Annotated in this window: 11 protein-coding genes and 2 tRNA genes; 9 read left to right on the top strand and 4 right to left on the bottom strand. The window is 59.3% G+C overall.

Going from position 1 to position 12,945, the window contains the following annotated elements; all coding sequences use genetic code 11:
• The first annotated feature begins 50 nt into the window (after positions 1–50).
• From I5L79_RS13070 to I5L79_RS13055, 4 genes are all read left to right on the top strand, one after another.
• The gene (locus I5L79_RS13070; protein ID WP_196955502.1) at positions 51–1,253 is read left to right on the top strand and encodes a thiolase family protein; all 1,203 of its coding nucleotides are present in this window, start codon (positions 51–53) and stop codon (positions 1,251–1,253) included.
• A gap of 113 nt (positions 1,254–1,366) precedes the next feature.
• On the top strand, positions 1,367–2,158 hold the full coding sequence (gene truA / locus I5L79_RS13065) for a tRNA pseudouridine(38-40) synthase TruA (protein WP_196955501.1): 792 nt from the start codon (positions 1,367–1,369) through the stop codon (positions 2,156–2,158).
• 240 nt (positions 2,159–2,398) lie between these two features.
• Positions 2,399–4,171, top strand: coding sequence for an ABC transporter ATP-binding protein (locus I5L79_RS13060; protein ID WP_196955500.1), 1,773 nt, complete (start codon positions 2,399–2,401; stop codon positions 4,169–4,171).
• Between the two features lie 19 nt (positions 4,172–4,190).
• Positions 4,191–4,715: a hypothetical protein gene (locus I5L79_RS13055; protein WP_196955499.1), complete on the top strand. Its 525-nt coding sequence runs from the start codon at positions 4,191–4,193 to the stop codon at positions 4,713–4,715.
• A gap of 66 nt (positions 4,716–4,781) precedes the next feature.
• On the opposite strand, the gene I5L79_RS13050 is transcribed toward I5L79_RS13055, so the two are convergent.
• From I5L79_RS13050 to I5L79_RS13040, 3 genes are all read right to left on the bottom strand, one after another.
• Positions 4,782–5,444: an outer membrane beta-barrel protein gene (locus I5L79_RS13050; RefSeq protein WP_196955498.1), complete on the bottom strand. Its 663-nt coding sequence runs from the start codon at positions 5,442–5,444 to the stop codon at positions 4,782–4,784.
• Between the two features lie 173 nt (positions 5,445–5,617).
• Positions 5,618–5,691 (bottom strand) — tRNA-Pro (locus I5L79_RS13045).
• A gap of 90 nt (positions 5,692–5,781) precedes the next feature.
• Positions 5,782–5,855 (bottom strand) — tRNA-Pro (locus tag I5L79_RS13040).
• 216 nt (positions 5,856–6,071) lie between these two features.
• Between I5L79_RS13040 and I5L79_RS13035 the strand changes: the two genes are divergently transcribed.
• Both I5L79_RS13035 and I5L79_RS13030 read left to right on the top strand, forming a co-directional pair.
• Entirely contained in the window at positions 6,072–6,605 is a 534-nt protein-coding gene (locus I5L79_RS13035; protein WP_196955497.1) for a T9SS type A sorting domain-containing protein, read from the top strand.
• Between the two features lie 78 nt (positions 6,606–6,683).
• Entirely contained in the window at positions 6,684–7,829 is a 1,146-nt protein-coding gene (locus I5L79_RS13030; protein ID WP_196955496.1) for an NAD(P)/FAD-dependent oxidoreductase, read from the top strand.
• Between the two features lie 82 nt (positions 7,830–7,911).
• Here the strand turns inward: I5L79_RS13030 and I5L79_RS13025 are convergent, their stop codons facing one another.
• Positions 7,912–9,702 (bottom strand): ABC transporter ATP-binding protein, encoded by a 1,791-nt coding sequence (locus I5L79_RS13025; protein ID WP_196955495.1) that lies wholly within the window; start codon positions 9,700–9,702, stop codon positions 7,912–7,914.
• Between the two features lie 306 nt (positions 9,703–10,008).
• On the opposite strand from I5L79_RS13025, the gene I5L79_RS13020 reads away from it, so the two are divergent.
• The 3 genes from I5L79_RS13020 (at position 10,009) to I5L79_RS13010 (ending at position 12,844) form a co-directional block, all read left to right on the top strand.
• Positions 10,009–11,100, top strand: coding sequence for a Glu/Leu/Phe/Val dehydrogenase (locus tag I5L79_RS13020; RefSeq protein WP_196955494.1), 1,092 nt, complete (start codon positions 10,009–10,011; stop codon positions 11,098–11,100).
• 114 nt (positions 11,101–11,214) lie between these two features.
• Positions 11,215–12,399, top strand: coding sequence for a transcription antitermination factor NusB (gene nusB / locus I5L79_RS13015; RefSeq protein WP_196955493.1), 1,185 nt, complete (start codon positions 11,215–11,217; stop codon positions 12,397–12,399).
• Positions 12,400–12,529: 130 nt separating this feature from the next.
• Complete coding sequence (locus tag I5L79_RS13010) at positions 12,530–12,844, top strand: YtxH domain-containing protein (protein ID WP_196955492.1); 315 nt, start codon at positions 12,530–12,532, stop codon at positions 12,842–12,844.
• Positions 12,845–12,945: the final 101 nt, after the last annotated feature.

Below are 12,945 nucleotides of genomic sequence, written 5' to 3'. Positions count from 1 at the left end.
GGGCCGGCAAAAGTAGCCAACAACCACCGGAAAAACCGCATTTACCTTCCATGCCCCAAGCCTATATTGTGGACGCCGTCCGCACGCCGATTGGCAAATTCGGCGGCGCCCTGAGCAGCGTCCGCCCCGACGACATGGCCGCGCACGTGCTGCGCGAGCTGCTGCGCCGCAACCCCTCCGTAGATAAAGCCGCCATTGAAGACGTAATTATGGGCGCCGCCAACCAGGCCGGCGAAGACAACCGCAATGTGGCCCGCATGGCTGCGCTGCTGGCCGGTCTGCCCCTGTCGGTAGGCGGCAACACCGTGAACCGCCTGTGTGCCTCGGGCCTGCAAAGCATCATCGACGCCGCCCGGGCCATCAAGGCTGGGGAGGGCGACGTGTACCTGGCCGGCGGCGCCGAGAGCATGACGCGCGCCCCCTTCGTGGTAGCCAAGTCGTCCACGGCCTTTGCCCGCGACTTCACCGCCCACGACACCACCTTGGGCTGGCGCTTCGTGAACCCCAAGCTCTCGAAGCTGCACCACCCCTTTGCCATGGGCGAAACGGCCGAGAACGTGGCCAAGCGCTACGGCATCACCCGCCAGGAGCAGGACCAGTTTGCCTTCGACTCCCAACTGAAGTACCAGCGCGCCAACGAGAAAGGCCGGTTCCGCCGCGAAATCGTGCCCGTGTTCATTCACCAGCCCAAAGGTGACGCCGCCTTGTTCGACACCGACGAGCCCCCGCGCCTGTCGTCGCTGGAGAAGCTAGCCACCATCAAGCCTGCCTTCCAGCCCGTAGATGGTACCGTAACGGCCGGTAACTCGGCCGGCATCAACGATGGTGCCGCCGCCGTTATGCTGGTGAACGAAGATGCCCTGGAGCGCTTCAAGCTGAAGCCGATGGCCCGCGTGGTAGCCTCGGCTATTGCGGGGGTAGACCCTGCTTATATGGGCATCGGGCCCGTACCGGCTATTCAGAAAGTGCTGCAGCGTGCCGGTCTCACCCTGGACGACATCGACCTGATTGAGTTGAACGAGGCCTTTGCCGTGCAAAGCATTGCCTGCATCCGCGACCTGGGCCTGGATATGACTAAGGTGAACGTGAACGGCGGCTCCATTGCCATCGGGCACCCGCTGGGCTGCTCCGGGGCGCGCATCACGGCCACGTTGGTGCACGAGATGCAGCGCCGTGAGGGTGTGCGCTACGGACTGGCTGCCATGTGCGTAGGCGTAGGCCAGGGCGCCGCCGTGATTTACGAGAAGGTATAAGGCGACTTGCGGCCGTCCGGCAGCCAACAGGAGGGTAGTGGGGCCACCCGGCCCGGCTACCCTCTTTCTGTCTGTTATCAGCCAGATAGCCTTCAACTCTCAACCATTTACCTGTGCGCTACTTTCTTCATCTGGCCTACGATGGTACCCAGTACCACGGCTGGCAGATTCAGCCCAATATGGTAACGGTGCAGCAGGAACTGGACCGGCGCCTTTCGCAGGTGCTGCGCCAGCCAGTATACTGCCTGGGCAGCGGCCGTACCGACTCGGGCGTGCACGCCAGCCACCAGGTGGCGCACTTCGATGCCGAAGTGCCCGAAAGCCTCGACCTGCCCACGCTGCTCTACCGCCTCAACCGGGCGCTGCCGCACGACATCCGGGCGTTGGCTATTCACCCGGTGCCCGCCGCGGCCCACGCCCGCTTCGATGCTACGGCCCGTACCTACCAGTACCACGTGCGCCTCGTGCCCGACCCGTTCAGCCCCGCGCACACACTGTACCTGGACCGTGCCCCCGATGTGGAAGCTATGAACGAAGCCGCCGCTTATCTGGTAGGCGACCATGACTTTACCAGCTTCTCGAAGGTAAAAGGCAGCGAAAAGCACTACCGCTGCCATTGCTACGAAGCGGGCTGGCACCGCGTGCCGGGCGGACTAATCTTCCAGATCCGGGCAAACCGCTTTGTGCGGGGCATGGTGCGGTTGGTAGTGGGCACGCTGCTGGATGTAGGCCGGGGCAAGCTCACCCCGGTGCAATACAGCGAAATACTGCACAGCCTGCAGCGCGTGCACGCCAGCGGCGCAGCAGCGGCCCAGGGCCTGTTCCTGTGCCGGGTAGAATACCCTACCGAGCTGGTAGCCGACGTGACCCTGCCCGTAGGTTTGCCGTACTTTGCGGCAGGGTGACAGGTGATGGGGTGACAGGTAACACGTAACAGGTTGTCATTGCGAGGCGTAGCTGAAGCAATCCGTCCTGGACAACGTGCTGAACATCTTTAACCCAGAAAGCTTTTGACCACAATAGGTAAGAGCTTGTCACATTTTTGTGCTTTGTGCGTTGCCCAGGACGGATTGCTTCCCTTCGCTCGCAATGACAGCGTTTCACCTGTTACTTGTTACCTACCCCATCACCTGTTACCCTACTACATGGAGCACGCCACTACGGCCACCAAAACCGGTAATATCTTCGACTGGCAGGTGCTGCGCCGGCTGATGACGTACGTGCGGCCCTACCAGCGCATCTTCTACTTCCTGATTTTCCTGACCATTGCCACCGCTGCCTTGGGTACGCTGCGCCCCTTCCTCATTCAGCGAATGGTGGACGTGAGCATTGAGCAGGGCGACATAGTGAGTGTGAACAAGATGTTCGGGCTGCTGATTGTGCTGCTGGTGGCCCACACCCTGGTCAGCTACCTGCAAACGTACTTCGGCGGCTGGCTGGGCCAGTACATCGTGCGGGACATTCGGGTGGACCTCTACCGCCACATTCTGGACCTGCGCCTGAAGTTCTTCGACCGCACACCCATCGGTCAGCTCGTGACGCGCAACATCTCCGACGTGGAAACCCTGTCCGACGTGTTCAGCGAAGGGCTAGCAGCTATGATTGGCGACATCCTGCAGCTGGTGTTCATCATGGCTTTCATGTTCTACATCGACTGGCGCCTGACGCTGGTGAGCCTGTCCGTTATTCCGCCGCTGCTGTTCAGCACGTACGTGTTCAAGGAGAAGGTTAAGAAGTCGTTCCAGGAAGTGCGCACGGCCGTGGCCAGCCTCAACTCCTTTGTGCAGGAGCACCTGACGGGCATGAACGTGGTGCAGATCTTCAACAACGAGCAGCGGGAGTTTCGCAAGTTTGAGAAGATCAACCGGGAGCATACCCGGGCCAACATCCGCTCGGTGCTCTACTACAGCATCTACTTCCCGGTGGCCGAAGTGCTGGCGGCGGTAGGGGTGGGACTCTTGGTGTGGTACGCGGCCCAGGGGCAGATTGAAGGCACCATCTCCAAGGGTGCGCTCATTGCCTTCATTATGTACAATGCCCTGTTCTTCCGCCCTATCCGCCAGATTGCCGACCGGTTCAACACCCTGCAGCTGGGTCTGGTAAGTACGGAGCGCCTGCTCAAGCTGCTCGACAGCAAGGAGCTGATTGCCGACAACGGCACCTACACGCCCGCCACTCTGCGCGGCGACGTGGAGTTCGACCACGTATGGTTTGCCTACAACGAGGAAGAATGGGTGCTGCGCGACATCGATTTCCAGGCCCAGGCCGGCCAGACGGTGGCCTTCGTGGGCGCTACGGGCGCGGGCAAAACCAGCATCATCAACCTGCTCAGCCGCTTCTACGAAATCAACCAGGGTACCATCCGCATCGACGGGCACGACCTGCGCGAGTACGACCTCAAGCACCTGCGCCGTCACATCGGGGTGGTGCTCCAGGATGTGTTCCTGTTTGCGGGCACCATTCGGGACAACATCACCCTGGGCAACGCCGATATCACCGACGAGCAGATCTGGCAGGCCGCCGACCTGGTAGGCGCCCGGCGCTTTATTGAGCGGCTCCCCGGCGACCTAAGCTACCAGGTGATGGAGCGGGGCGCTACGCTGTCGGTAGGCCAGCGCCAGCTTATTTCCTTTGTGCGGGCCATGGTCTACCAGCCCCGCATCATTATTCTGGACGAGGCCACCTCCTCGGTGGACTCCGAGACGGAGGAGCTCATTCAGCAAGCCATTGAAAAGCTGATGCAGGGCCGTACTTCCCTCGTCATTGCCCACCGCCTGAGCACCATTCAGAAAGCCGACCGCATCATCGTGCTCGACCGGGGCGAAATCAAGGAAAGTGGCACCCACGAGGAGCTGCTCCGCCTGGGTGGCTACTACACCCAGCTCTACCAGATGCAGTACAAAGATGCGTTGGCCTAATCACCCCTAACTTTGCCCGATGACTCGTTGGCTTTTTCTGCTTTTCATCGGCGTAGCAGCCGTGGCGGCTGGTATCTACGCGTACCTGGGCGGCTTCCGTGCGCCTGAGGTAACGCTGATAACTACTTCGCAACCCATATATCTGGCCGGCCGCTACTTCCAGGGCCGCGCCGATAGCAAGGAGTTTGGGCCGTTGTTCCGGCAGGCGCAGCAGCTGCAGGAAAGCGGCCAGTTGCGCGGCGACCTGGGCAATGTGTACTACAACGACCCCGAAGCCGCCGGCGACACGGTAAAAGCCTTCGTCGGCCTGATTGTGTCCGACACCACTACCCAAGCCCTGCCCAGCGGCTACCGCTTCAGCACCTTCACTAGCGGCCAGCGCGTGGTGCGGGCTCGGGTACAAGCCAGCTATATGGTAGCCCCCGACCGGCTTTATTCCGGCATCAAGCACTTTGCGGAAGCCCAGAAGATTAAGCTGGGTAAGGTATACGTAGAGCGTTTCCCGGCGCAGGGGCCAGTAGAAGTGCTGGCCTTGGTGAAGTAAGTCAGATACCAAAACGCGAAGGCCCACTGCAATACTTTCCAGCGGGCCTTCTCTTGATAAATTGGCTTAACGGCCCAGGTAGAAGGAAATGCCCAGGTTCACATCTTCAACCCCTAAGCCGAAATCGAAGCCAGTGTTGGTGATTTCCTGAGTATTGTTGTTTCCGTAGTCGGTTTTCTCCTTTAAACTGGCGTAGCGGATACCATTGAGCGTAACTTCGAGGCCTACTTTGGGCACCGGGAAATATACCAGCCCAGGTGTTAGGGCCGCATATACTCCCTTATTGGATGTTTCTATGGGAGAACCTTCCATTTCTGACCCCGAACTGCTGTAACCAGCTCCAACCTGCCCGTAAAAGGCAAAGTTGTCGCCCAGAAACTTGTAATACCGCACCATAGGGCCTACGGCCAGCCCGTGGAAGTTTATTTCCTGCTCCCGGTAGCGGCCGGTGTAAGAGTCATAATCAACCCGATTTACTTGTCCGCTCGATACGGTCAGCATCAGGCCCAGCGCCAGGTTATCCGCTACGAAGTAGCCCGCTGTAGGAGAAAAAGAAAACTGTGACTCTTTAGTTGGTGGGGGTGGGGTGCCAAATGCCCCTGTTGTTGCCTCCTGCTTGCGGCTGGAATAATTAATTGCTCCCGACAATAAGGTGGTTCCTGCACTTATCTGAGCCTGTACGGCCCCGCCTGAGCTCAACAGCAGCAGGAAAAGGAAAGATCTTCGCATCTTAGGGAAGAATAGAGTAAAAAATGAACAGGTAAATCTACTCCATAAAATATACCGCATGGGCTCCTGGGGCGGTAAGAAAACCGTTGCTCTAGTTCTAATTAAGACCATACGGAAAGAAAAACGCCCGCTGAACCTAATTCAGCGGGCGTTTGTGCAAGAGAGCAGCAATGTCGGGGTGGCAGGATTCGAACCTACGGCCTCGTCGTCCCGAACGACGCGCGCTACCGGGCTGCGCTACACCCCGCTAGGGAAAAGCGGGCAGTTACTCTCTTCTTCTGCCGAAAAAAGCCTCCGGGTGGGGTTCCCAGAGGCTTTTCGAACAGTAATTCTTCGGTCGGAGTGGCAGGATTCGAACCTACGACCTCCAGCACCCCATGCTGGCGCGATACCAGGCTACGCTACACCCCGAGGAATTGAGTTGCAAATGTAAGCGCCTTTCCGGTAGAATCGCAACGTTTAGCGGCAGAAAATTCGCCGAAGCTACCGGCTATACGCATTCCGGTCTGAGAATCAGACGGATGGCCTGGTGAAAAAAACAGCTTTCCTGGCGTGGTTTATGCAGTGCGGAAAGAGAAAATCGTATTTTTACCGTTGGCTTGTCCCTTTGCTTTTCTCTGGTTCCTTATGAAGCTTTTCTCCTCTCTGTTGGCCGTACTGCTGGTTTCTGCGAGTGCCCAGTTGGCTACGGCTCAAACCAAGCCCGCCGCGAAACCCGCCGCCAAGGCCCCTGCTGCTAAAGTTGCCGCCAAACCGGCGGTAGCCGGCGCCAAGCCTGCCGTAAAGCCCGCGGCCCCGAAACCGGCCGTTGCCGCCAAGCCCTTAGCAGCCGGAGCCAAAGCTGCGCCGGCCGAAGCCGCCCCCGAGCCGCCCGCGCTGATCAGTGATAAGCTGGCACCGGCCGCGCCCAATAGCACCACGCTGAAGGTACGCCTTGAAAATAACCCTATTACCAAGCGGATGCAGGTGCGAACCAACGCTACTGGCCCCACCCGCGTGGAAGTGAATGATGAGGCCGGCCGCCCTGTAGTAACGAGCGACCTGGTATCGGGCGACGACGTAGCCACCATTGATGTAAGCAACCTGCCTGCGGGCTACTACATCATCAAATGCACCTCCGGGGAGCGGACCGGAATGAAGCGCGTGATGCTGGGCAAATAGCCAACGGCACGCTCGCGAAAACGTTAAAGCCCGCGAATTCCGGTTCGCGGGCTTTTTTATGCTTCTATCTTCGGGCCTATGATGGCAGGCCAAAACTTTTCCTTCTGGGAGCGGCAGACGTTTCTGGGGCGCTACGACGTGGTGATTGTAGGCGGCGGCATTGTGGGTTTGTCGGCGGCCATCTACGCCCGGCAGTTGCGGCCCACGGCTCGGGTGTGCGTGCTGGAGCGCGACCTGCTGCCCAACGGCGCCAGTACCAAAAACGCCGGCTTTGCCTGCTTCGGCAGCATCTCGGAACTGCTGGCCCAGGAGCAGAAAAATGGCACAGCCGCGCTGCTGCAGGTAGTGCAGGCCCGCTGGGAAGGCCTGGCGCGGCTGCGCAGCCTGCTCGGCGACGAGGTTGTCGGGTACGAGGGCGTAGGTGGTTTTGAGCTGTTTCGGCCCGAGGACGAAGAGCTGGCCGAACGCAGCCTCAGCCATATAGCCTACTACAACCAGCTGCTGGCGCCCATTATCGGTACCAGGCAGATTTTTCGGAATGCCACTAGTATTGTGGGTGCTATGGGCCTGGCGGGCGTAGAAACTATGCTGGAAAACATCGCCGAAGGCAGTCTGGATACCGGCCGGATGATGGAAGCTTTGCTGCGCCGGGCCTGGCAGGCAGGCGTGACGGTGTTGCACGGCTGCGCGGTTGAAGCCGTGGATAGCGAGGCAATGGAAGTACGGGTGCAGACCAACGCCGCACCCATTCGCGCCGGGCAGGTGCTGCTGGCTACCAATGCCTTCACCCGGCAGTTCTTACCGAATCTGGATGTAATGCCCGGCCGCGGGCAGGTGCTCGTCACTGAGCCCATCAAAAACTTACGCCTGCGTGGCACCTTTCACTACGACGAAGGCTACTACTATTTCCGGACAGTTGGCAACCGCGTACTGCTGGGTGGTGGCCGCAACCTCGATTTCGCCGCCGAAGCCACCACCGCGCCCGGCCTGACGTCCCTGGTGCAGGAGCGGCTGGAGCATTTGCTGCACCGCGTTATCCTGCCCGGCCAGCGCCCGCGCATCGACTATCGTTGGAGCGGCATCATGGCCTTTGGTGAGGAGCTGGCCCCGATTATCAAGGAAGTCGAGCCCCGCGTTTTCGTAGCCGCGCGCTGTAACGGAATGGGCGTGGCCATGGGAGCTGGCAGCGGCCACCGCGCCGCTTTGCTGATGTGCGGTTGCTAATGTGCGAATGTGGTTGAATGTGGGGAATGTGCTGATGATACGCCTCATTAGCACATTCCCCACATTCAACCACATTAGGACATTACAGAGGAGTTCCTTCGCTTTGCAGCTGCCGCTCGTAGAGGGCGCGGTAGAGGCCTTGCTCATCCTGCATGAGCACCTCGTGGGTGCCGTGCTGCACAATCTGGCCATCGTCGAGCACTAGGATTTCGTCGGCCAGCTTCACGGAGCTTACCCGGTGGGAGATGATGAGGCTGGTGCGGTTGTGCATGATGCGCTGCAAGCTGGCCAGAATGGCGTTTTCGGTGTTGGTATCCACCGCCGACAGCGAATCGTCCAGAATCAGGATTTTGGGTTCCTTCACCAGGGCGCGGGCTATGCTTACGCGCTGCTTCTGGCCCCCGGACAGCGTGATGCCCCGCTCGCCTACCTTCGTGTCGTAGCCTTCAGGGAAGCGCAGGATGTTTTCGTGCACGTTGGCGTCCTTGGCGGCCTGCAGCATTCTGGCTTCGTCGGGCTGGTCGAGGCCGAAGTTGATGTTGTTGCGGATGGAATCAGAAAACAGGAACACATCCTGGGGCACGTAGCCGATTTGCTCCCGCAGGGAAGTCAGGGCAAAGTCGCGCACATCGGCCCCGTCAATCTGAATGCTGCCCTCCGTTACGTCGAATAGGCGACACAGCAGTACGGCAATGGTGCTCTTGCCCGAGCCGGTGTTGCCGATAACGGCCAGCGTCTGGCCCGGCCGGATGCGGAACGACACGTCTTTCAGGGCCTGAATGCCGGTGTCGGGGTAGGTGAAGGAAACGTGGTCGAACACGATGTCGCCCTGGATTTCCCGGGCCAGGTTCTGGCGCGAGACGATGTCCGTTTGCTGGTGCAGGAACTCGTTGATGCGGGCCTGGGAAGCCTCCGCCCGCTGCACCAACGACGAGGTCCAGCCCAGGGCCGTGACGGGCCAGGTAAGCAGGTTCACGTAAATTAGGAACTCGGCAATGCTGCCCGTAGTGATGGTGCCCCGGATAACCTCCTGGCCGCCCACCCACACGGTGATGATGGTGCTGAGGCCCACCAGAAACAGAATCAGCGGAAAAAACAGGGAGTTCACGAAGTTCAAACTCAAGGACTTCTGCTTGTAATCCTCCGACGCCACCGCAAACTGCCGGTGCGAGTCCTCCTCCCGCACAAATGACTTCAGCACCCGAATACCCGAAAAGGCCTCCTGCACGAAGGTGGTCATGCCAGCCAGGGAGCGTTGAATTTCGTCTGACTTCTTCTCAATCAGGTTGTTGACGTAGAAAATGCTTACGCTCAAAACCGGCAGCGGCAGCAGCGTGTAGAGGGTGAGCTTCACATTCACCATCAGCATGAGCGGGACGATGAGTACGAACAGCACCACCAGCTGCAGAAAGTACATGATGGCCGGCCCAATGTACATGCGCACCCGGCCCACGTCCTCGGAAATGCGCGACATCAAATCCCCGGTGCTGTGGCGGCGGTAGAAAGCCAGCGGCAGGCTTTGGTAGTGCTGGTAGATTTCGTTTTTCTGGTCGTTTTCAATGAGCCGGCTCATCACGATAAGTGTCTGGCGCATGAAAAACAGGAAGATGCCGCGCAGCAGCGCCATGAGCACAATCAGCAGTCCATAAAGCAGCACGTTGCGCCCAAACAGCTCATACACGAAGCTCTGGGCCTGGGTGCCGGCGTACAAGTGGTACAAGTCGATGCCTTCGCCCACAAGGTCGAAGGCGTAGCGCACAATCTGAGCCGGGAAGATGGCCAGCAGCGTACTCAGCGCCACAAACAGCACCCCACCCAGGAAATGCCACTTGTAGCGAAACAGGTATTTGTTGGTAGAAGCTAAAGCACGCACGGCAGGAGAAATAAAGACGAGAAACCGAGCCGGAGCCAAACGGTTTGCCGGGGCCCGACAATGACCGGGACCGGAAAATGGATTACTTTTGCACCCGAATTGGGGCAGGGCTAGAACCAGCGCCGCAAGAGGGCATCCGGGCCGGAGAAAGACGTTCGTCAGCCCTCCGTTTTCCGTAGTACTCCTCTGGTTGGTGCAACGTTTCGGCCCGCCATCCGACTGCTACCGCAGGCGGGCCCCAAAGATAGTACCCACCGCCTCCCACCACCCACATTTCCCACCCACCCTTTTATTTCTTCCCACCCCATGGTAGAAGTACAAACCCTGACCGATACGTCGGTCTTCGGCCAGATTGCCGAGCATCAGCATGAGCAAGTTGTTTTCTGCCACGATCAGGAAACGGGCCTGCGCGCCATCATTGGCATTCATAACACCGTGCTGGGCCCGGCCCTGGGCGGCACGCGCATGTGGCACTACGCCTCCGACGCCGAAGCTCTGAACGACGTGCTACGCCTCTCGCGCGGTATGACCTACAAAGCCGCCATTTCGGGCCTGAACCTGGGCGGTGGCAAGGCCGTCATCATCGGCGACGCCAAAACCATGAAGACGGAGGCCCTGCTGCGCAAGTTCGGCCGCTTCGTTAAAAACCTGAACGGCAAGTATATCACCGCCGAAGATGTGAACATGACCACCAAGGACATGGAGTACATCCGGATGGAAACCAAGCACGTAGCCGGCCTGCCCGAGAGCATGGGCGGTAGCGGCGACCCGTCGCCGGTAACGGCCTACGGTACCTACATGGGTATGAAGGCTGCTGCCAAGAAAATGTACGGCTCTGACTCCCTGGCTGGCAAGCGCATTGCCGTGCAGGGTGTGGGCCACGTAGGCACCTATTTGCTCGAATACCTGCAGAAAGAAGGCGCCAAGCTGGTGCTGACGGACTACTACGAAGACCGCGCCCTGGAAGCCGCTGCCCGCTTTGGCGCTAAAGCCGTGAGCCTCGACGAAATCTACGATCAGGAGGTAGACATCTACTCGCCCTGCGCCCTGGGTGCTACCATCAACGACGACACGATTGACCGGCTGAAGTGCCGCATCGTGGCCGGCTGCGCCAACAACCAGCTGAAGGACGAGGAAGTACACGGCCCCGGCCTGGTAGAGCGCGGCATCCTGTACGCCCCGGACTTCCTGATTAATGCTGGTGGCCTGATCAACGTGTATTCCGAGGTGGTAGGCGGCAGCCGCCAGTCGGCCCTTACCCAAACCGAAAAAATCTATGACTTTACCCTGCAGGTGTTCCAGCGCGCCGAACAGGAGCAGAGTCACCCCCAACACGCTGCCATCCGGCAGGCTGAGGAACGCATTGCGGCCCTCGGCAAAGTCAAATCAACTTATTAAAAGAGGAACTTAGGGTTTTGGGGATTTGGGACTTGGGTTTTGTTCAGAAGTTTGAATGAAGCCGAACGATAACCAAGCCCCCAATCCCCCAAGACCCTAAGACCCCAATAACCCATGCTCAACCGTCGCACGCTCCGCATCAAGGTCATGCAGGCCCTGTACGCCTACCATCAGGCCGAGGGCTCGGATATGCTTTTGGCAATTGACCGCTTTGCGGATGACTTCGCGCCCGATCTGACATCGCCCGAGCCCCAGGACCGCCGCGTGCTGCAGGGCCAGCGCAAGCTGGCGGAGGTGCAGTTCCGGGAGTGGTATAAGACCGGCGAGGAGCCCGAAGCCACCGACGACAAGGACGTGAACGACGCGGTGAGCGAGGCCATCAAGTTTTACCAGAAAAGCAAAGCCAAGGACGCCACCTTCTACGGCGGCCAGCTGGTGCACGCGGCTGAGAGCATCCACGACCAGTACATTCACCTGCTGAACGTGCCCTCGGCGCTGCTGCAGGTGTTTGAGGAAGAGAAAAGCCGGGAGTCGCGGCGCTACACTGCCCCCAAGGAAGCCCGCCTCGATACGACCCGCCTGGAGGAAAACCCGGTGTTCCAGAAACTGGCCGACAACAAGCAACTGCAGGACCTGACCATCCGCCGGCGCATGGACTGGAGCGGGCAGGAGGAAATGGAAGCCCTGCGCGAAGCCTGGCGCAACGAAATCCGGGCCGATGCCGAGGTGCACAGCTACCTGGCTTCCCCGGCCGGTGACTACGCCGCCGACCAGGAAATCCTGAAGTACCTCTTCAAGGAATACGTGTTTAAAGGCACTGCCCTGCCCACCTTCCTGGAGGAAGACGACCTGAACTGGGAGGAAAACCGGCCCATCGTGAAAAGCCTGGTGCTGAAAACGGTGAAGATGCTGGACGAAGCCGCCACCGACGAGCTGGAGCTCATGTCGCTTTCCGCTAACTGGCAGGACGACAAGGAATTTGCCGAAAGCCTCTACAAGCAGACGCTGGACGACGACGCCAAATACGAAAAGCTCATTGCCGAATCGGTGCAGAACTGGGACGTGGAGCGCGTGGCCCTCATCGACAAGATTATCCTGAAGATGGCCCTGTGTGAAATGCACCTGTTCCGGGCTATTCCGGTGAAGGTGACCATCAACGAGTACATCGAAATCAGCAAGCTCTACAGCACGCCCAAGAGCAAGCAGTTCGTGAACGGTATTCTGGACAAGCTGGCCCAGGATCTGACGGCCAGCGGCGCCATCCGCAAGTCGGGCCGCGGGCTGCTGGATAATCAGTAGCGGAATAGGGGAGAGTATGGCTTGTTGTCTATATTCACCCCCAATACTTCATCCGGCAGGTACCCAAACGCCGAGTTTTGCGTAGTACCACCTGTTCTCTTTCCCACCTCTGTACTCATCTTCCGCAACTATGGGTAGCAAAACCACTACCGGTCTTCTCTGCTTTGCTGGCGGCGCCCTCACTGGGGCCGTGCTAGGCATCTTGTACGCCCCCGAAAAAGGCCGCGAAACGCGCAGCTGGCTGAGCTATCAGCTGGAAAAATACCGCGAAACCCTGGCCGACCTCACCGAAAGCCTCGTGACCAGCCGCACCGATGTAGCGCCGTCCTCGGCCAAGTCGGAAGGCCAGCGCGTGATTCGGGATGCCAAGGACAAGGCCGAGCAGCTGCTCGGCGACGTTGATCAGCTCATCAACCAAATCAACTCCCGGCGCTCCACGCTGTAACCTGGAAATGTTTGGAATGTGAAAAATGTGCTGGAATGAGCTAGAAGGTGAATTATCCTTCTGGCAGCACATTCCGCACATTTTTCACATTCCGCACATTT

This window comes from Hymenobacter guriensis (assembly GCF_015773195.1).
In the GTDB taxonomy this organism is placed as follows: domain Bacteria; phylum Bacteroidota; class Bacteroidia; order Cytophagales; family Hymenobacteraceae; genus Hymenobacter; species Hymenobacter guriensis.
The sequence above is the reverse complement of the archived record's forward strand: the minus strand, read 5'-3'. Positions and strand labels throughout refer to the sequence as shown.

Bases quoted from the DNA above. Each gene is read 5' to 3' on its own strand.
- I5L79_RS13070 (WP_196955502.1), top strand. From the start codon at position 51: ATGCCCCAAGCCTATATTGTGGACGCCGTCCGCACGCCGATTGGCAAA.
- I5L79_RS13060 (WP_196955500.1), top strand. From the start codon at position 2,399: ATGGAGCACGCCACTACGGCCACCAAAACCGGTAATATCTTCGACTGG.
- I5L79_RS13055 (WP_196955499.1), top strand. From the start codon at position 4,191: ATGACTCGTTGGCTTTTTCTGCTTTTCATCGGCGTAGCAGCCGTGGCG.
- I5L79_RS13050 (WP_196955498.1), bottom strand. From the start codon at position 5,444: ATGCGAAGATCTTTCCTTTTCCTGCTGCTGTTGAGCTCAGGCGGGGCC.
- I5L79_RS13035 (WP_196955497.1), top strand. From the start codon at position 6,072: ATGAAGCTTTTCTCCTCTCTGTTGGCCGTACTGCTGGTTTCTGCGAGT.
- I5L79_RS13030 (WP_196955496.1), top strand. From the start codon at position 6,684: ATGATGGCAGGCCAAAACTTTTCCTTCTGGGAGCGGCAGACGTTTCTG.
- I5L79_RS13020 (WP_196955494.1), top strand. From the start codon at position 10,009: ATGGTAGAAGTACAAACCCTGACCGATACGTCGGTCTTCGGCCAGATT.
- nusB (WP_196955493.1), top strand. From the start codon at position 11,215: ATGCTCAACCGTCGCACGCTCCGCATCAAGGTCATGCAGGCCCTGTAC.
- I5L79_RS13010 (WP_196955492.1), top strand. From the start codon at position 12,530: ATGGGTAGCAAAACCACTACCGGTCTTCTCTGCTTTGCTGGCGGCGCC.